The organism is Chryseobacterium wanjuense (assembly GCF_900111495.1).
In the GTDB taxonomy this organism is placed as follows: Bacteria; Bacteroidota; Bacteroidia; order Flavobacteriales; family Weeksellaceae; genus Chryseobacterium; species Chryseobacterium wanjuense.
The window spans coordinates 582349-600275 of record NZ_FOIU01000001.1; the positions used below are offsets into that span (position 1 = coordinate 582349).

Sequence of the window (17927 nt, forward strand, 5' to 3'; positions counted from 1 at the left end):
GGCTTTAGCCCGTTTTTCTTTTTAAGATCAATCCCAATAGGCTTTAGCCGAAACTTAAAATAATTTTTTGATTTTTGAGTTAAAAAAACCGTAATTCTGCTTAATAAAAATTGAATTCTGCTTTAAAAATCGCAAATTTGCATAACGGAGAATATTATCATAATTTAGTCAGCAATCAAGTAAAAATAATTGATGGTTTTTGTAACGGGCGCAACCGGAATTTTGGGCAGAGTAATCGTTTTAGAGCTTCTTAAAAAAGGCAAAAATGTTCGTGCAGCAAAAAGACCTGCGAGCAATTTAAAAGAAGTAAGGCATTCCTATACATTTTATACGGAAAATCCCGACGATTTTTTCAACAAAATTGAATGGGTAGATGTAGATTTTGACGATATCAATGCTCTGCAAAACGCTTTGAGAGGGGTAGAAGAAGTCTACCACTGCGCCGCAAAAGTAAGCTTTCATCCCAAAGATGAAAAGGAAATGTATCATACAAACATAAAAGGAACGGAAAATCTTCTGTATGCCTGTGAAGGTTCAGAGGTTAAAAAATTTCTTCACGTAAGTTCGGTGGCTGTCCTTGATAATTTTAATGAAAAAGGAGAATTGGACGAAAGTTCTGATTTTAATCCTAAATTGGAACATTCAGCATATGCTTTATCAAAACATCTTTCTGAAATGGAAGTGTGGAGGGCTTCGGCAGAAGGAATGAATGTGATCATCATCAATCCTGGAATGATTATCGGAACCGGAAACTGGAACCAAAGCAGCGGTGAAATTTTTTCAACTTTTGAAGAAAATAGCTTTACTTTTTCCGGGGGTTCTTGTTATGTGGATGTAAGAGATGTCGCGAAAGTTGCTGTTGAATTAATGGAAAGGAATGTTTTCGCAGAACGTTTTCTGGTCGTTGCAGAAAATAACAGATATACTGAAATCGGCGGACAGATCAGGAAAAAACTTGGGTTAAAAGAAGCAAAAGTTCTTTCAAGGTTTCAATTGAATATGGGAAGGCTTGCCAATATATTTTTCGGATGGCTGATCCCAAAACTGAGAATGATTACCAAATCCAATATCGAATCTGTTTCATCATTCAACACCATTTCCAATCAAAAAATTAAAGAAAAGCTTGACTATCAATTTATTCCTGTTTCGGAAAGTATTGATTTTCATTTGAATAATTATATTAACGATAAAAAGCTGAAGAAATGAATCTTGCAGAGGCAATTATCCAAAAGAATATAGAAAAACATCCTGTAAAATCTGCAATTGGCTTTAAAAAGAAAGAAGCAGGATGGAAGGAATTAAGCTGGAAAAAATTTGGTGAAATCATCTTTAAAACGGCTAATTCACTAAAAAATGCAGGAATTCAGGAAAATGATAAAGTTGCGATTTATTCCGACAATTCTTCGGAATGGATGATCTTCGATCTGGCTTCAATGGCCATCGGAGCGATTACGGTTCCTATTTATTCTACCAATAATGCCGAACAGGCAGAATATATCATTCAGGATTCCGGAGCGAAAATGATTCTGGTTGGCGATCAGGCACAGTACGATGCCTGTCTGGAACTTGTACAGAAGGAAGAAAGTACTCTTGAAACCATTATCGTTTCTAAAAAATCGGTTTGGATCAAGAAAGAATTTAATAGTTTTTATCTCGAAGATTTCATTGCAAAATCACCCTCAAAACTTGAGTTTTGCAAAAAAGAATATGATGATGTCGCAACGCTGATCTACACTTCCGGAACCACAGGAACACCGAAAGGAGTGATGCTCACACACGGAAATTTTATCAAAGCTTTTGATGCGCATTTCGAATTTTTTAAGTTTAAAAATTTTGAAGAAGAGCTGTCACTGGCGTTTTTACCTTTGAGTCATGTATTTGAAAGAAGCTGGAGCTTGCTTTGTCTGTATGGAGGGGCAAGAGTCTATTTTCTTGAAGATCCGAAAAATATTGCGAAAACACTGGAAGACGTAAAACCTACGATGATGTGCGCTGTTCCGAGGTTTTTCCAGAAAGTATATGCCGGAGTTCTGGAGAAAGCAGGGGAAGGTTCTTCTTTAAAGAAAAAAATCTTCAATTGGGCTCTGGAAACGGGCTGGCAAACTGCAGAATTGAGAAGGAATGAAAAGCCACTTTCATTAGGTTTAAAAATTAAAGAATCCATTGCAGATTCATTGGTTTTCAGTAAGATCAAGGAAAGGATGGGAGGGAGATTGTGGTTTTTACCATGCGGTGGAGCTTCTTTATCTCCGGAAGTCACCAGGTTTTTCGAATCTGTGGGAATCCACATTACGGTTGGCTATGGTCTGACGGAAACGACGGCAACTTTAACGCTTTTCCCATTAACCCATTTCGAACACGGAACGAGCGGAAAACCCTTACCAGGTGTAGAAATTCGCATTGGAGAGAGCGATGAAATCCAGGCCAGAGGAAACGGAATCATGAAAGGGTATTATAATAAACCGGAAGAAACTGAGAAGGTTTTCACGGAAGATGGCTGGTTTAAAACGGGTGATGCAGGGAAAATTGATGATAAAGGAAACCTGATCATTACAGATCGTTTGAAAGACCTGATGAAAACGTCCAACGGGAAATATATTGCACCACAGCAGATTGAAAACCTGTTGACCAATAATAATTTTATCCAGCAGATTGTGCTGATCGCGGAAGGAAGACAATTTGTTTCCGCTTTGATAGTCCCGAATTTTGAATTTTTACAGGATTTTATTAAAAAGAATAATATTCAGTTTACCAATTGGGAAGAAATTGTGAAAAACGAGAAGGTGCACGATTTTTATAAAGAAAAAATTAAAGAACTGCAAAGTCATTTATCAGACTTCGAAAAAGTGAAAAAATTCACGTTGATGCCTGCGGAATTTGAGATCAGCAGCGGAGAAATCACCCCGACTCTGAAAGTGAAAAGAAACGTGGTTCTTAAAAAATATGCAGATCTTATTGAGAAGATGTATTAAATAAAATTTTTAAACCACAAAACAGACGTTCCGGAAAATCGGTGATTTTTACTTGTGAATACATTGATGTGATTTGTGGTTGAAAATGAATTTTATAAACTAAATTATGACAATACAAGAATTTCTAGGAAAAAAAGATTTTACGATACATAATCAAACGGTTTCAGAAAGCTGTCCGTCAAATATTGCCTTAATTAAATATTGGGGAAAATACGACAACCAGGTTCCGGCAAATCCGAGTATTAGCTATACTTTGAATCATTGTAAAACCAATACTACCATTGAGTTTTTTGCCAATGAGCCTTTTTCTGTTCAGACTTTTTTAGCGGGTAATGAAGAAGTGAAATTTGCTGAGAAAATCGAAAAATATTTTAAAAATATCGAACAATATCTTCCGTGGATTTTGCAGGGAAAATACATTATTAAAACGGAAAATACATTTCCTCACAGTTCAGGAATTGCGAGTTCAGCTTCGGGTTTCGGTGCGATTGCCAAATGTCTGATGAAATTAGATGAAAATTTTTCAGGACAGACTTCGGAGGAGGAGTCATTAAGGAAAGCTTCATTTTTAGCAAGATTGGGAAGCGGAAGCGCTTGTCGTAGCCTATACAACGGATTGGTGGTCTGGGGCGAATCTCAGGTAAAAGGAAGTTCAGACTTTTTTGCCGTACAATATCCGAATGATGAAATTCATGAGATTTTCAAAAATTTCAATGACTGGGTACTGTTGATTCATGAAGGTCAGAAAAGCGTTTCTTCAACGGTTGGCCATGGATTGATGAATACAAATCCTTACGCAGAAAGAAGATTTCAGGAAGCAAGGGAAAATTTTGCCCCGATGAAAGAAATCCTAAAAAATGGAGATATGCAGAGCTTCATCAAACTCGTGGAACACGAAGCACTGACGCTTCACGCCATGATGATGATGAGCGATCCGGCTTTTATTTTAATGAAAACAGGAACTTTGGAAGTGATTAATAAGATCTGGGATTTCAGAAGAGCAACCCATCTGCCTTTATTTTTTACATTAGATGCAGGAGCAAATGTTCATCTTTTATTCCCGAATGATGGTTCTGAAGAAAAAATTAAATCTTTCATTGAATCGGATTTACTACAGCACACTCAAAATAATGGAGTAGTAAAGGATGTAATGAAATTTTAAAATTAAAATAGATCAATAGAAAAGCGGACTTTTGTTCGTTTTTTTTATGTTTTAAATAAATTTTTTTTACTGAAAATCAATCCTCTGTTACTACAGGATCACGGTCCCCATTTTCTTCTTTCCCTTCCTGGATCATTTCTTCGGCTTCTGTTTTTTCCTCGTTCGTGGCCTTGTCGATTCTTTTTTTCTGCTCATCATTTTGATGGTCTATAAAAAGTTCACAATAGACAGGAAGATGATCTGATCCGAAATTTTCCAGTGTTTTAAGTTCTTTAATGAAAATATTTTCGCTGTGGAACATTAAATCAATGGGAAATCTTAGAAAACGGTATTTTGCATGAAAAGTAGAAACAAAAGATCTTCCGATTCTGGGATCAATCAAATGACTTGTTTTTCTAAATAAAACAGAGGATCTCGACCACGCAACATTATTGAAATCTCCCACAACAATCACCGGTTCTTCTATTTTGGTGACGCGTTTTGCCGTGCTCAAAAGATCGCCGTCCCTCTCTTTGGAAGTCTCTTCTTCGGTTGGACTTGGCGGCGGCGGATGGACTCCAAAAAAGACAAATTTATATCCGTTTTCTGTCTCCAAATGCACTTCAATGGTAGGAATATCATTCGCAACAAAGAAATGGGTCTGAGCCTTTTTTATTTCAGTTTTGGAATAAAAATGCATTCCGTAAGTGTTTTCCAGAGGGACTTTATGCTGATAAATATATTCTTTTTCGAGGGGTTGTAATGCTTTTTCCCATTCAGCATTGCTTTCCATGGTCAGGAAAAAATCGGGTTGATATTTTTCTATTAATTTAATGAAATGATGATGTTCTTTATTAAACTGATACACATTAGCGGAAATAAATTTTAGCTTCTGTGAAGAATGATTGCTTTGTGAATATTTTTTTACAGGATAAAGTGGGGTATATTTCACCAATGTGAAACCATGATAAACAAATAGTATGGCAAGAAATGCCTGGTAATACCAAAAGTTTTCTAAATTTTCCGCGACCACAAAACCCAATGCAAAAGTGAATAATATAAAGAATGTGATCTGTATTTTCCCGAATTCCGGAACCCGAAATATCCAATGAGAATTTTGAATTTTTGGAAGTATGGTTAAAATTAATAACAATACTATCAGAATCAGATAAGCTGTCCACATGTTAATCAGAATAATTAGGATAAATTTAATTTATTTTTTGTCATTTTTCCCATACTTTCACAAAACTTTGCCCAATAGATGTAATATTTTTCCTTATTTTTAATTGTCAGTTTCAACAGGAGAAAATATGAATAAAATACTTATGGCAACCGTATTGTTCGGAAGTTTATGCTTTGGACAACAAAATGAGAATCAGGAAGTTGAAAAAACAATCCGGAATCTGTTTTTAGGTATGAAAAACGCAGATACTGAATTGGTAAAATCTACTTTTTCAGATACGGCAATTCTTCAGACCATCACCAAAAACGGCTTGAAAAATGAAGAGCTCAAAGACTTTCTCGGCTCTATTTCAAAGTATTCTAAAAATGATCTGGATGAAAGAATTGTAATAGATGTCATCCGTACAGACGGCGATCTGGCAAGTGTTTTCACTCCTTATGAGTTTTTTTTCAAGGGTAAATTCTCTCACTGCGGAGCCAACAGTTTTCAATTGGTAAAGCAAAACGGGGAGTGGAAAATCCAATATCTGATCGATACGCGAAGAAAAGATAACTGCAAGGAAATCAAGTAATGGGAAATAAAAATCTGATCCTTAATTATATTTTTCTAGGCTGTCTGATTGTTTTATTTTTAAATGATCATTTCTTTAAATTTCAATTTAAAAGCTGGTTTACGGGAAAATTGTCTGATATAGTGGGGATTGTTTTGTTGCCGATGCTTTTAACATATTTGTTTCCAAAGCTGAAACAAAATTCTGTTTTTGTCGCCGGATTGTTTTTTATTTTTTGGAAATCACCGCTTTCTGAAAATTTTATTAATATTTATAATCTGATGTCTCCGATCTCGATTCACAGGGTTGTAGATTATTCGGATGTAGTGGTATTGCTATTGTTGCCGGTTCCTTATTTTTTGATTAAAAATATGAGCTTATTAGAACAAATTAGTGTAAAAAAAATAAATTCATTTGCAGTTTTGCTGCCGACATTATTGGTGTTAATGTCCACTTCTCAACCGAAGAGCTATACGTATTCGCCTGAAACCGGAGTACTTACCTTCAATAATGACACAAGGTTTGAGGTTAAAAAAACAAAAATTGATCTCATAAACGAAATCAGAAATCAAAATCTTGTCATCGTAAAAGATACAGCCTATATTCTTGAGTCTTCGAGATTTATAGTTTCCAGAATGGGAAAATTTGATCAGGAAGCTATAAAAAGTGACGGGGATATTTTTAAAGTTGATAATGCTGATTTAAAGGAAGTTCTGTTAAAAGAAATTGAAAAAAGATCAGATTATAAAATTGCAGAAATTAGAATAGGAGAGCGAACGGTGAAAAATCTTAGATTTTCAATTGAACCCGCATTCAATAAAATAAGTCCTAAAAAATTCAGTGAAATCGTTGTGCATGGCGTACAAATTGATAAAAATCTGGACAATGATAAAATTGGAGAAAGACTTAGAGAAATTTATAAAAGTATTATAACCAGTAAGTTTAAAAATTTTTAAATGAAAATCCATCATATTGCCATTATCTGTTCAGATTATGAAGTTTCAAAAAAATTCTATACTGAGGTTTTAGGATTGAATATCATCCGTGAAGTCTATCGTGAAGAAAGACAGTCTTACAAGCTCGATCTTGCAATTGGCGATCATTATGTCATTGAATTATTCTCATTTCCTGACCCTCCTAAAAGACCTTCCGGGCCGGAAGCCTGCGGGTTAAGGCATTTGGCTTTTTCAGTTGAAAATGTTCATGAAAAACGCCAGGAATTAGTTCAGAAAGGATTAATTTGTGAAGAAATAAGAACAGACGAATTCACAGGAAAAGAATTTTTCTTTACCAGAGATCCCGACCAACTGCCGCTGGAGTTTTATGAAATGTAAAAAATTAATGCGCGTAACCTGTAAAAAAACTGACTGCCATAATAGCCAATACAATCGAAGAAATAGCTACATAGATATAATCTTTTTCCTTTAAATATCCAATTAAAGCGAAAATAATTCTCATTAAAGGTGTAAAGATCAAAAGCAGAATTCCCAACTGGATAATGGCCATTCCTTCACCTTTGCAAAGGGAATCCCAAAACTGCCCCCAAACTTTCTCTGAGGACGTTCCCATGTCGAGGGAAGTATATTTTTTAGGCATTTTAAAGCCTTCGGTGAAGAGTTTTACAAAACCGATCAGAGAAGTGGCTACAGCCAGAATAACGCCCAGTCTCAGAAGATTTCCTACGGAACGGTTCAGATCTACGTCTGTGAAATTCTTTCTCATTATCTGAAACTTTTATTAATTCCGTTATACATCATGTAAACCGACAAAATGGTGATTACAATGGCAAAAAACACCTTTAATTTTTTCGTCTTGGAAACCATGAGCGTTTTTGATCCGATGAAACTTCCGACTACAACCCCGATCAGAACCGGAGCTACAATCACAGGGATAATTTCCCCTCGCTGGAAATAGATGAGTGCACTCGCAACCGCCGTTACACCGATCATGAAGTTACTCGTGGTCGTAGAAACTTTGAATGGCAGCTTCATCATATTATCCATGGCCAGCACTTTCAAAGCGCCAGAACCGATTCCCAGAAGTCCGGACATTGCACCGGCAAACATCATCATCAAAAATCCGGAAACTGTATTTCTTGCAGAATAGCTTTTTACCACTCCTTTATCAGGAAATGTTCCGTATAATTTTAGTTTTTCTTCCAAACTGCCTTTAATGATAGGTTCTTGGTGATCCGGCTTTCCTTTTAAGTTTAAAATTACCGTTAAAAGAAGAATACTAGCGAAAATAATTCCGATTGTATTCGGGTTAAGCATTCCCGAAACCAAAGCTCCGATAATAGCTCCGGATGTAGTGGCAATTTCCAAAAACATTCCGACTCTCATATTGGTAAAACCTTCTTTCACGAAAGCAACAGCCGCACCGGAAGAAGTCCCGATCACAGAGATAAGTGAAGCACCAATGGCATAATGCATAGGAACGCCGAAACCCAGCGTTAATAAAGGGATAATAATGACTCCTCCTCCTAAACCGGTCAGTGAACCCAGAAGTCCCGCCGAAATTGCTCCAAGGAAGAGAATGATGATTTCTGACATGCTACAAATATAAAACTATTGTGGTAGTCTGCCAAACGTTTGAAAAAGATAAATTTGATGTATTTTTGCATTATGGAAAATCAGTTGAAATTATTCTACATAATACTCGGCGCAACGCCAAAAGGAAGGAATATAGAGCAGCATGACGTATTTTTTGGAATTGCGGAAAGCCTGAAAGATTTGGTTCCTGATATGAAAGATTTTTGGAAAGAAGCAGATGGAAAAATCCATATCGATTGCTATCAGGAAGTGAAATTTGCTGACGGATATGAAGTGGAAATTGTTGAAAAAGGACGGAAAACTACAGAAGATCAATTGTATTTTATTAATCTTGGCGGGTATAAAAAAGGTTTTTTTGAAGAATTTCATGAGCAACATCTGATGGTGGGAAAATCGATGGGAGAAATTGTAAAAAAAGCGAAGGATACAGAGTTTTATCACACCATGGGATTTGACGGAGCGGTAAGTCATATTGATGATAAACATGGGGTGGATATCGATGATATTTTTAATGTAAGTGACATTTTGCCAGAAAAAATGAAAGAAAAATATTCAATTGTCTTAAAGAAATCTGATGTGGAAAATCAGGAAAACCTAATGGGGCTGGGGTATTTGAAGATTGATAAAATATAATAAAATTTAAGAGTTCTTTGCTGAGTGAAACGCCTTTGTGATCTTAAAAACATAATGTATTTTTAAATAAAACCTTTGCGGACTTTGCATTAAAAAACTCAATTAAAAATTAAATCTAATAGAAAAAATAAGAATAAAAAATGAAAATAGGAATTTTAGGAGGAGGACAGCTGGGAAGAATGCTGATTCAGGAAGCGTTGAAATATGATGACGAATTTTATACCCTGGATCCGGCTTCCGATGCACCTTGCCACAATATTTCTTACTTTACACAAGGGAATTTTAACGATTATGAAACCGTCCTGAATTTCGGTAAAGATAAAGATGTGGTGACTATTGAAATCGAACATGTAAATGCTGATGCTCTTGCCGAACTGGAAAATCAGGGAATAAAAGTAGTTCCGAATTCTAAAATTATTAAAACTATTCAGCAAAAAATTCTTCAGAAAGAATTTTATAAAGCTCACGATATTCCAAGCCCGGAATTTGAGGTGATGGATGGAAGTTCTGATGAAATCAAAATGCCGTTGCCTTTTGTACAGAAGATGAATACAGGCGGCTACGACGGAAAAGGAGTTCAGGTCATCCGTACTGCTGAGGATATGAAAAATATGTGGACACAGGACTCAGTTATTGAAAAATTGGTTGACATTGACAAGGAGCTTTCCGTAATCGTTGCCAGAAATGAAAATGGTGAAACAAAAACTTTCCCTGTAACGGAAATGGTGGCCGATCCGAAGCTTAACTTATTGGATTTCAATATTTGTCCGGTTTTCCTGAGCGAAGAAATTGAAGAACAAATCAATTCGATCACTGAGAAATTTTTAAATGCAATCAATTCTCCAGGGCTTTTTGCGATTGAATTATTTTTGGATAAAGAAGGAAAAGTCTGGGTAAACGAAACAGCACCGAGACTGCACAATTCGGGGCATCAGAGCCAAGAAGGAAACGCCAATTCGCAGTTTGAGCAGATGTATCGTGTGGTGAAAAATTTACCTTTGGCAGATACAGATGCTATTATCTACAGCGGAATGCTGAATTTGGTAGGAGCAGAAGGATTCTCAGGAAAAGTGATTTATGAAGGAATGGAGGACGTATTGAGAATGCCTGAAACCTATGTTCACCTTTACGGAAAAACAGAAACCAAGCCGGGAAGAAAAATGGGACACATCAACGTGTTGGCAGATTCCAGGGAGGAATTGATGGAGAAGCTGGTGATGGTGAAAGGAATGGTGAGAGTGATTGCGGAGTAATTTAAACTTATTATATTGAAAAAGACTGCGGAAGAGCAGTCTTTTTTTATTTATTATATTTTTTTCTTTACAATTAAATAATAAAAGTAAAATTATAATTTGAAGAAAATTTTTCATTACTTAAGATCTTTAGATTTACTTACTGTATCTTTTTTATAATTATATTTTATATAGCATCCCAAAGCGGGTGAATAGATGGAAAACTCTTCCAGATTTGAAAAAGGAGCATATAATTTAAATGTACAAATATCCGTTGCAGAAATGAAAGGATTGGTTCTTATATGGCTGTGTGTCGACGAAGCTATGGCATTTCCATCCTGCATTCTCGTCATTGTTGGAATAAATCTGGAATGAAATTTTTTGTTGGAAGTAATATTTCCATCCTTATCTGTAATGAATAAATAATCGTTTCCAAAAGGAATGACACCATGTTCGGAAGCTCCTGTAATGATATAATTTTTATAATTTTCATTAAAAGGAATCGTAATAATGTTTAAGTTAAAGCCTTCAGGAACTCCCACTTCATGTTTAGGAGCTGATAATTGTGAGATTAATTTTGCACGCACATTGCTCAATGTCGTTTCTGTTGGGTTCAGATTTCGTTCTTTAAAGTTTTCTTTTACCGGCTTTTTTGAGTCATTTTTAAATGAATATTCAGCAATGATCAGATTTTGAGACTTGTTAAGAAAAACGGTTTTAACGGTATCATTATTTTTATAAGTAAGATAACCGCCCAGTTTTTCAGCTATTTTTTTATGTTCTCTGGCAAGATCTGAGGAGTTCCAGGACGCATTTTCCATTGAAAATAACAAATTTCCCTCAGCTTTGATAGAATCTAATTTCTGCTGAATTTCTTGATCTGTGAATTTTTGATCCTGTCCGAAAATAATGAATGATGTAAAAATTAAAAATAATGAAAAGATCTGTTTCATAAAAGTTTTTAAATGGTTAAGTTTTTAATTAGTAACAGAAAATAAAAAGAAATATTTTAAGCAAATACAATTATTTTATTAAAGTCGAAGTTACTCTTCCTATTTCTTGTTCTTTACCAAATTCGTATCTATCTGTAAAAATCCAAAACTGATTTTTATTGGCTGAGTCTCTTCCAATAAATATTTTAAAAATTCCTTTCGGAGAAATAACTTCAATCGGCTTTTTATCTTCTGGTCCCGTATGGTTGGGTGAAATGTCCTGAATTTTAAGGAGTTCTTTCTTGAGCTCGTTGGGAAGTATTTCAAAATCATTTCTTGATGTAATGATTTGAGTTTTAGGATCTGATAGTATTTCGACGACCTCATTTCTGATTTTTCTAATGATTATTTCTTGTAGTGCGAACATTATAAATCCCATAACAAAAATCTGTAGAAATAAAATAAAACAAATTTTTTTGAACTTAATATTTTTAGCAATATCTGCAATAAATGACATTAAAAATCCAATTAATGCGATCCCAAAAGAGTAAGGAAGAAGCTTACTTAAAAAGTAATAAATATTCTCAAGAATTTCAATCATATATTTTACTCAATCCTCTGTTTCTTAAACATCTGCGGATTATAATTAATTACAAAAACTCCAAAAATAATTAACACAGCGGCCATGATGAACTTCATCGTAATGGTTTCATCCAAAATAAGCCAGCTCAAAAATATGGAAATAATTGTATTCACATAAGCTAAAATAGAAACCTGTACCGGGGAAACTTTCCTCAATGCATAATGATACGCAAAAAATGCTGCCACAGAACCGAAAACCGACAGGTAAATCATTGCGGAAACACTTTTCAGACTCCAGTTTTCGAAGTTGTAATTTTCTGAAAATAAAAATGCAAAAATAATTTGCATAATTCCTGCAAAAGCAAATTGATAAAATAAATTCAGTGAAATATTTTTACTCTGGATATTAAGTTTTTTAGTATAAATCGTTCCCGAAGCCCAACCTGCAATCGCACAAAACAAAAGTAAAATCCCAAATCTGTAATCCGGATTGGCGAGATCTTTTATTCCGTCCCAAAAGATGAAAAGAATGCCTCCAAAACACATTAAAACGCCCACTAATGCCCTGATGGTAAACTTCTGCAATCCGAGAGCAACACTTCCCAGAAATACGATAATGGGGGATGTTGCGCTTATCAGTGAAGTCAGGCTGCTCGTCAAAGTTTCTTCGGCCACGGTCGTCAGTCCATTGGCGATAATGAGCATTAATAATGAAAAAACAATTTGATAGCCCAAATTCTTCCAGCCGATCCATTGAAATTCTCCCCGATAGAGAAGGATCAAAAGCATAATGACAGATGCCAGAAACTGCCGGATTCCCGCCACAAACCACGCCGGAATGGTTTCTACAGCTACACGGATCGACAAAAAAGTCGTTCCCCAGACAATGGCGACGGTAAGAATGGCAAAAGTGAGTTTTAAATCTTTCAAAATATTTGTAAAATGGAACTACAAAGATATTTATTTTAAAAAGATTGTAAGGCAGATAATGCCTAGTCTATTTCTATGACAATTTTCCCTTTGGTATTTCTATTTTCTATATCACCGAATGCGTCATTTGCCTGTTCAAGCGAATAAAATTTATCATCAAGCATAATTTTTAATTTTCCATTTTCGAAAAGTTGAGTGGCTTGTTGTAAAATTTCACCATAATGCTTTCTGTTTTCTCCTGATAGTAAGGGATATAGCGTAAAAACACCGGAATAGGTTGCATTTCTGAAAGATAAGGGAGCCAAACTGTGAGTTCTCCAACCCAAAATACTCACAACATGGCCGGAATATTGTTTTACAGCTTTAAAAGAATCATCTAAAAGCCCGACTGTGTCAAGAATTGCATCAAAACCAATCCCGTTTGTCAAATCCTGAACATATTTTTCCACAGATGATTCATCAGTATTGATAATTTCAACAGGATAGTTTTCTACAGCTTCAATATTTTCAGATTTTACGGTCGTAAAAACTTTTGAACCTTTTGCTAATGCAATTTGTATGGCAACATGACCTACACCGCCGTTTCCTGCGTGTATCAAGACATTTTGGTTTTTTTGAATATTCATTTTATCAATTAAACCTTCCCAGGCAGTGATGAAAATCAATGGAGTGGCTGCAGCTTCTTTAAACGAAATATTTTTAGGTTTTAATGCTAAAAGATCAGCGTCTACAGCAATATATTCTGCCAAAGTTCCGGGGTTATTTCCTACGCCGCTTACCATTCCATACACTTCGTTGCCAATTTTGAAATTTTTAACGTTTTTCCCGACAGCTTCGACGACTCCAGCCATATCGATTCCCAAAATCATAGGCGGAGTTACCTGTGCATGTGCGGCTTGTCCATTTTTTATTTTGATGTCTAAAGGATTCAGTCCGCTTGCTTTTATTTTAACCAAAACTTCATGATCTTTTGGTTGGGGTTTTTCAATTTCTTTTACCACCAATGGTTGTCCAAATTGTTCTAATACGATTGCTTTCATTTTGATATTGAATTAATTATGATACAAATTTTCAAAATATTTATTTTGAAATGTTGTATTTTTACATGATAAAAGGGTATAATGTTGTCATGAGAAAAGATTATTTACAACAACCGTTCGAACTTGATCTGAAACAGCCACTGGGTGTTTGTCCAAGAGGAGAGCATGGCGTAAGTTTTTTTGAATTGGTGTATATTGTTTCAGGAAAAGGTTTTCAGCATATTAACGGAAATGAATTTTCTTATAAAAAAGGCAATCTTTTTTTGCTTAAACCTGAAGATTCTCATCGTTTTACATTTGAAACGAAAACTCAATTGTTTTTTATACGTTTTAATCGGGTGTTTTTTCAGAATACTACAATCGAGAATAATTTCTTTAAACGGATAGAACAGGTTTTTTCCAACATCAACGGTTTTCAGAGTTTTGTAGTAGATGCTATTGAAGATGAGATAGTTATTGAGCATTTAATGGAGAATTTATTCCTAGAAATGAAAAATAAAAAGCTTTATTCAGAAGAGGTGATCCAGTTATTGGTACAGTCTGTTCTAACGGTTGTTGCGAGAAATTTAATTCAAAAAACTTCATTAATTATTGATGAAAAGACAGAAGATAGAGCAGCAAATATTATTCAATACGTCCATGGAAATATTTATGAGCCTGAAAAATTGACCAGTGAAAGTATCAGTAATTTATTTGGAGTTTCAAAAACCTATATCGGACGTTATTTTAAAAACCAGACCGGAAAAACTTTGAACGAATACATCACCGATTATAAAATTAAACTCATCGAAAATCGATTGAAACACAGCGATATGAGAATCAATGAAATTGCTGATGAATTTGGTTTTACAGACAAAAGTCATTTAAACCGTTTCTTTAAAAAACGAAATAATATTTCACCTTCTGCATTCAGGAAAGAGAATTTTACAAGCGGATTGTGAATTTCAGAGCTAAAAAAATAATAAGTTAAATAAATGGGTTTCGGCGGCGGCAAAGCCGCCGCCGAAACCCAAATTGACATTCAGCATAATTTCTTTATCTTTGAACATCTAATACATATTGAAGAATGGTAGGAATTATTATGGGAAGTCAGAGCGACTTACCGATCATGGAACAGGCTGCAAATTTTTTGAAATCTTTAGACATTCCGTATGAATTGACGGTGGTTTCGGCACACAGAACACCGGAAAGAATGTTTGATTATGCTAAAACAGCTCAGGAAAGGGGCTTGAAAGTAATCGTTGCCGGAGCAGGAGGTGCGGCGCATCTTCCGGGGATGGTGGCGAGTTGTACAACATTACCAGTGATCGGGGTTCCGATTTTATCCAGTAATTCTATCGACGGTTGGGATTCTGTCCTTTCAATTCTTCAGATGCCGGGTGGGATTCCGGTAGCTACAGTTGCGCTAAACGGAGCTTTAAATGCAGGAATTTTAGCAGCAAAAATTATCGGAAGCGGAAATCCTCAGGTTGCCGAACAGCTTCAAAAATATCAGGAATCTTTGAAAGATAAAGTATTGGGAACGGTGGATGATATTAAAGCACAGCACCCGAATCGATATGATAAATAAATAATGTCAATAGTGAAGAGTCAATGATGAATTTTTTTTGATTTAAAAGTTGACTGTTAATAATTTAAAAGCCCCACAAAACGTGAGGCTTTTTATTTATTTCTTAATGAATTTAAAATTCTCTATATTTTCCCTGGAAACAATCTGCAAAATATAATTTCCTTTGGGCAGTGCACTTACATTAATCATTTCAGAATCAGTGTTTCCGCTATCTACAATTCTTCCGCTTGCATCCAGTATTTTGAAACTTTGTGCATCATGGATGCTTTCAATGTGAATATTATCCTGTGCAGGATTTGGATAGATTGATCCTTTTTTTCTCAAACCAACCTCAGAAGTAGCAAGGAAACAGCTTCCGGGAACATCTCCGTTGAAGCTCCAACCTTTTCCTATTAAAATATTCCTTTTATTGACTGCATTTGCTGCATACTGCAAAGGAATTACAAAGCCCATATTAACATTATTGGCCGTATTGGGATTGTCTGCCCATCCTGCTAAAGATTTGCTGTAATTTTCACAGCTAAGCCCGGAATTACTTAAAAAGCTGGAAGCTTCATTCAAGACGGCCAGGTTCCAGCTTGCAAGAGACTGATTGAAACTGCTGGCTCCTGAAAACATGGTGTCTGTACTCGTGGTTTTGGTAAGATCCCAGGTATCTAAATTATAATTAAAGGATGTACATCCATGAAACATATGCCCGAAATTGACAACATTCGAAGTATTCCAGCTTTTCAGAGGCTGATTGAAAACCGGAATGAAATGAAACATAAAAGACATATCCGTTACTTTAGAAGTGTCCCAGTTGTCGAGTCTCTGGTTGAATTTTAAACAACTGGCAAACATCCAGCCCATATTTGTCGCGTTGGATGTATTCCACGTGTTCAGAGGCTGATTGAAGTTTTTCCTGTTAAAAAACATACTGTTGAAGTTGATCGCCGAAGAAGTATTCCAAGTGGAGATATAAGGTGTATCAAAATTGTCAATTGCGGCCGGATAATCACCCTGATGAGCAAACATAAACATGAAGTTCTGGATATGAGAGGTATCCCAATTCTGCATCGAAGGTGCTCCCAAAAAATTATGAGCATTGTGAAACATAAAAGAAGCATCGGTAACATTACTCAGATTGGGTGAATCTGTTGCGGTAAGCTGTATAAGACGGCAGTTGGAGAAGGCGCTGTTCATCGATTCCCAGCTGATATTTCCCCATTGTTCTATTTCAAGGATTTTATCTGCGCTTCCATAGATGGTCCAGATCGGGAAAAGGTTATCCGGAAGGGTAATAATGGCGGGCACTCCGAATCTTATCTGTCTGAAAACTCCATTTCCATTACTCGCTTTTACTCTGTAGGTTGCCGTCGCAGGATCAGGATTGATGGGATTTCCGAAATCGATAAGCACCTGTGCTGTTGAGGTTACATCTGTCATTGTACCGTTATGTGTAGGATAACCGACTTCTTCCCAGGTAATCGTATAATTTTCCCCGATTCCCGGAAACCAGATCTGATTGGATGTGGCCTGAGACGGAGCATCAACAACGATAAGGGGCGTCGTAGCGGGAAGTCCCGGGTGCCAAATGGTGATGAATTCATTCTGGGCTTTCGAAAAATGAATCAGAAATAGAATGAAGAAAAAAGAGATTAATTTTTTATGCATATCAATATTTTGTGAAATAAGTATCACAAAAATAAGAAAATGTATAAAGTTTTGAATATTTTATTGAAATAAAAAGGAAAATTTAACAAAAAATAATTTATAAACCTAATTCTTACAAACTTTTAATCAAAATATTTGTACGAATTCCCCTCCTCTGGAGGGGTGGCGAAAATTCTAAAAGAATTTTTGACGGGGTGGTTGAAAAGTGAATCGTGAATGGTCAATTAATATCATCGTCAATTTTAATAATTTACTATTCACTGCAAAGCAAAAATTGACAATTGATAGTAGCCTAGTATTTATGAAAAGACAAACTTCCTAGCCCTGATAGTAGCGGTTACCCCACAGCAAGCGATGGCAAAAAGAGGCTGGGCGAGGAGTATGAGCGGATAGCAGGATAAAGCTCCTAAACAAAAAACTCCCCAAAAAATTGGAGAGTTGTTCGTTATTCCTGAATCATATTGTCTCTTGTATTTTTTTGAACGGCAATTGCGCCAAAAAGAGCCAGCAGAAAGGCAAAAGCATAAAAACCTTTTTCGCTTGGAAGAATGGTTGCATTCCAGAGTCCTATCGCCAATAATACGATCGATGAAAGGGTGGCGAACCAACAGATCCCGTAGTAAATGTCTGTCACCTGAATATTTTCCAGTCTGTCACGTACTGCTTTCTGTAAAGAAACTACTGCAAATAAGCCATAAAGCAGGATCGTAAAATAATATCCTTTTTCATTAAGCAGCATTTCAGCTCTTGCAAGACCTACGATAAATCCGATCATTCCAGCTCCCAAAGCAACCCATGACGCTGCCACGAATGCGTTTGATACTCTTTGTTTTTTCATTAATTATAATGTTTGTGTTTAAAGGCTCAAAGATATTCTTTTTATTTAATGGCTGCAATAACTAAATTATTCGAATTTTATTGTGCAAATTCATTGAAAGTCCTGGTAAATATTCA

The 17927-nt window shown here is 35.7% G+C and carries 19 protein-coding genes; 10 read left to right on the forward strand and 9 right to left on the reverse strand.

Features of this window, described 5'->3' with window-relative positions; all coding sequences use genetic code 11:
- Positions 1-192 precede the first annotated feature (192 nt).
- The 3 genes from BMX24_RS02670 (at position 193) to BMX24_RS02680 (ending at position 4134) form a co-directional block, all read left to right on the forward strand.
- Entirely contained in the window at positions 193-1206 is a 1014-nt protein-coding gene (locus BMX24_RS02670; RefSeq protein WP_089790530.1) for an NAD-dependent epimerase/dehydratase family protein, read from the forward strand.
- Positions 1203-2972 (forward strand): AMP-dependent synthetase/ligase, encoded by a 1770-nt coding sequence (locus BMX24_RS02675; protein ID WP_089790531.1) that lies wholly within the window; start codon positions 1203-1205, stop codon positions 2970-2972. Before BMX24_RS02670 ends, BMX24_RS02675 begins: the two co-directional genes overlap by 4 nt.
- Positions 2973-3078: 106 nt before the next feature.
- The gene (locus tag BMX24_RS02680; RefSeq protein WP_089790532.1) at positions 3079-4134 is read left to right on the forward strand and encodes a diphosphomevalonate decarboxylase; all 1056 of its coding nucleotides are present in this window, start codon (positions 3079-3081) and stop codon (positions 4132-4134) included.
- A 76-nt stretch (positions 4135-4210) separates the two neighbouring features.
- On the opposite strand, the gene BMX24_RS02685 is transcribed toward BMX24_RS02680, so the two are convergent.
- A complete protein-coding gene (locus tag BMX24_RS02685) occupies positions 4211-5296 on the reverse strand; it encodes an endonuclease/exonuclease/phosphatase family protein (RefSeq protein WP_089790533.1) in 1086 nt (361 codons plus the stop codon).
- A 127-nt stretch (positions 5297-5423) separates the two neighbouring features.
- Here BMX24_RS02685 and BMX24_RS02690 point away from each other — a divergent pair, with 127 nt between their 5' ends.
- From BMX24_RS02690 to gloA2, 3 genes are read left to right on the forward strand one after another with little or no spacing between them, the layout of a single operon-like run.
- Positions 5424-5867, forward strand: coding sequence for a nuclear transport factor 2 family protein (locus tag BMX24_RS02690; RefSeq protein ID WP_089792704.1), 444 nt, complete (start codon positions 5424-5426; stop codon positions 5865-5867).
- A complete protein-coding gene (locus tag BMX24_RS02695) occupies positions 5867-6802 on the forward strand; it encodes a hypothetical protein (protein ID WP_089790534.1) in 936 nt (311 codons plus the stop codon). The genes BMX24_RS02690 and BMX24_RS02695 overlap by 1 nt, the downstream gene beginning before the upstream one ends.
- Positions 6803-7180, forward strand: a complete 378-nt coding sequence (gene gloA2, locus BMX24_RS02700; protein ID WP_089790535.1) for an SMU1112c/YaeR family gloxylase I-like metalloprotein — start codon at positions 6803-6805, stop codon at positions 7178-7180.
- 4 nt (positions 7181-7184) lie between these two features.
- Here the strand turns inward: gloA2 and BMX24_RS02705 are convergent, their stop codons facing one another.
- Positions 7185-7568 carry a DUF1634 domain-containing protein gene (locus tag BMX24_RS02705; protein WP_089790536.1) on the reverse strand — a complete coding sequence of 128 codons (384 nt, stop codon included), beginning with the start codon at positions 7566-7568 and terminating at the stop codon, positions 7185-7187.
- A complete protein-coding gene (locus BMX24_RS02710) occupies positions 7568-8398 on the reverse strand; it encodes a sulfite exporter TauE/SafE family protein (RefSeq protein WP_089790537.1) in 831 nt (276 codons plus the stop codon). The genes BMX24_RS02705 and BMX24_RS02710 overlap by 1 nt, the downstream gene beginning before the upstream one ends.
- An 84-nt stretch (positions 8399-8482) precedes the next feature.
- On the opposite strand from BMX24_RS02710, the gene BMX24_RS02715 reads away from it, so the two are divergent.
- Both BMX24_RS02715 and BMX24_RS02720 read left to right on the forward strand, forming a co-directional pair.
- On the forward strand, positions 8483-9031 hold the full coding sequence (locus BMX24_RS02715) for a DUF1543 domain-containing protein (RefSeq protein WP_089792706.1): 549 nt from the start codon (positions 8483-8485) through the stop codon (positions 9029-9031).
- A 140-nt stretch (positions 9032-9171) separates the two neighbouring features.
- On the forward strand, positions 9172-10284 hold the full coding sequence (locus BMX24_RS02720; protein WP_089790538.1) for a 5-(carboxyamino)imidazole ribonucleotide synthase: 1113 nt from the start codon (positions 9172-9174) through the stop codon (positions 10282-10284).
- Between the two features lie 116 nt (positions 10285-10400).
- On the opposite strand, the gene BMX24_RS02725 is transcribed toward BMX24_RS02720, so the two are convergent.
- The 4 genes from BMX24_RS02725 to BMX24_RS02740 form a co-directional block, all read right to left on the reverse strand.
- A complete protein-coding gene (locus tag BMX24_RS02725) occupies positions 10401-11216 on the reverse strand; it encodes a hypothetical protein (RefSeq protein WP_089790539.1) in 816 nt (271 codons plus the stop codon).
- Between the two features lie 70 nt (positions 11217-11286).
- Complete coding sequence (locus BMX24_RS02730; protein ID WP_089790540.1) at positions 11287-11796, reverse strand: hypothetical protein; 510 nt, start codon at positions 11794-11796, stop codon at positions 11287-11289.
- Between the two features lie 5 nt (positions 11797-11801).
- Positions 11802-12707 (reverse strand): DMT family transporter, encoded by a 906-nt coding sequence (locus BMX24_RS02735; RefSeq protein WP_089790541.1) that lies wholly within the window; start codon positions 12705-12707, stop codon positions 11802-11804.
- Between the two features lie 62 nt (positions 12708-12769).
- A complete protein-coding gene (locus BMX24_RS02740) occupies positions 12770-13747 on the reverse strand; it encodes a zinc-dependent alcohol dehydrogenase family protein (protein ID WP_170835641.1) in 978 nt (325 codons plus the stop codon).
- A 50-nt stretch (positions 13748-13797) separates the two neighbouring features.
- On the opposite strand from BMX24_RS02740, the gene BMX24_RS02745 reads away from it, so the two are divergent.
- Both BMX24_RS02745 and purE read left to right on the forward strand, forming a co-directional pair.
- Entirely contained in the window at positions 13798-14688 is an 891-nt protein-coding gene (locus tag BMX24_RS02745; protein WP_089790543.1) for a helix-turn-helix domain-containing protein, read from the forward strand.
- Between the two features lie 125 nt (positions 14689-14813).
- Positions 14814-15317: a 5-(carboxyamino)imidazole ribonucleotide mutase gene (gene purE, locus BMX24_RS02750; RefSeq protein ID WP_089790544.1), complete on the forward strand. Its 504-nt coding sequence runs from the start codon at positions 14814-14816 to the stop codon at positions 15315-15317.
- Between the two features lie 96 nt (positions 15318-15413).
- On the opposite strand, the gene BMX24_RS02755 is transcribed toward purE, so the two are convergent.
- On the reverse strand, positions 15414-16973 hold the full coding sequence (locus tag BMX24_RS02755; protein ID WP_089790545.1) for a BspA family leucine-rich repeat surface protein: 1560 nt from the start codon (positions 16971-16973) through the stop codon (positions 15414-15416).
- A gap of 445 nt (positions 16974-17418) precedes the next feature.
- Positions 17419-17811, reverse strand: a complete 393-nt coding sequence (gene yiaA, locus BMX24_RS02760; RefSeq protein WP_089790546.1) for an inner membrane protein YiaA — start codon at positions 17809-17811, stop codon at positions 17419-17421.
- Positions 17812-17927: the final 116 nt, after the last annotated feature.

What these genes read in the sequence shown, in the direction of transcription:
- gloA2 (WP_089790535.1), top strand. Translation starts at nt 6,803, where the DNA reads ATGAAAATCCATCATATTGCCATTATCTGTTCAGATTATGAAGTTTCA.
- BMX24_RS02690 (WP_089792704.1), top strand. Translation starts at nt 5,424, where the DNA reads ATGAATAAAATACTTATGGCAACCGTATTGTTCGGAAGTTTATGCTTT.
- BMX24_RS02740 (WP_170835641.1), bottom strand. Translation starts at nt 13,747, where the DNA reads ATGAAAGCAATCGTATTAGAACAATTTGGACAACCATTGGTGGTAAAA.
- BMX24_RS02675 (WP_089790531.1), top strand. Translation starts at nt 1,203, where the DNA reads ATGAATCTTGCAGAGGCAATTATCCAAAAGAATATAGAAAAACATCCT.
- BMX24_RS02720 (WP_089790538.1), top strand. Translation starts at nt 9,172, where the DNA reads ATGAAAATAGGAATTTTAGGAGGAGGACAGCTGGGAAGAATGCTGATT.
- BMX24_RS02745 (WP_089790543.1), top strand. Translation starts at nt 13,798, where the DNA reads ATGTTGTATTTTTACATGATAAAAGGGTATAATGTTGTCATGAGAAAA.
- BMX24_RS02680 (WP_089790532.1), top strand. Translation starts at nt 3,079, where the DNA reads ATGACAATACAAGAATTTCTAGGAAAAAAAGATTTTACGATACATAAT.
- BMX24_RS02725 (WP_089790539.1), bottom strand. Translation starts at nt 11,216, where the DNA reads ATGAAACAGATCTTTTCATTATTTTTAATTTTTACATCATTCATTATT.
- BMX24_RS02705 (WP_089790536.1), bottom strand. Translation starts at nt 7,568, where the DNA reads ATGAGAAAGAATTTCACAGACGTAGATCTGAACCGTTCCGTAGGAAAT.
- BMX24_RS02730 (WP_089790540.1), bottom strand. Translation starts at nt 11,796, where the DNA reads ATGATTGAAATTCTTGAGAATATTTATTACTTTTTAAGTAAGCTTCTT.
- BMX24_RS02710 (WP_089790537.1), bottom strand. Translation starts at nt 8,398, where the DNA reads ATGTCAGAAATCATCATTCTCTTCCTTGGAGCAATTTCGGCGGGACTT.
- purE (WP_089790544.1), top strand. Translation starts at nt 14,814, where the DNA reads ATGGTAGGAATTATTATGGGAAGTCAGAGCGACTTACCGATCATGGAA.
- yiaA (WP_089790546.1), bottom strand. Translation starts at nt 17,811, where the DNA reads ATGAAAAAACAAAGAGTATCAAACGCATTCGTGGCAGCGTCATGGGTT.
- BMX24_RS02755 (WP_089790545.1), bottom strand. Translation starts at nt 16,973, where the DNA reads ATGCATAAAAAATTAATCTCTTTTTTCTTCATTCTATTTCTGATTCAT.
- BMX24_RS02685 (WP_089790533.1), bottom strand. Translation starts at nt 5,296, where the DNA reads ATGTGGACAGCTTATCTGATTCTGATAGTATTGTTATTAATTTTAACC.
- BMX24_RS02695 (WP_089790534.1), top strand. Translation starts at nt 5,867, where the DNA reads ATGGGAAATAAAAATCTGATCCTTAATTATATTTTTCTAGGCTGTCTG.
- BMX24_RS02670 (WP_089790530.1), top strand. Translation starts at nt 193, where the DNA reads ATGGTTTTTGTAACGGGCGCAACCGGAATTTTGGGCAGAGTAATCGTT.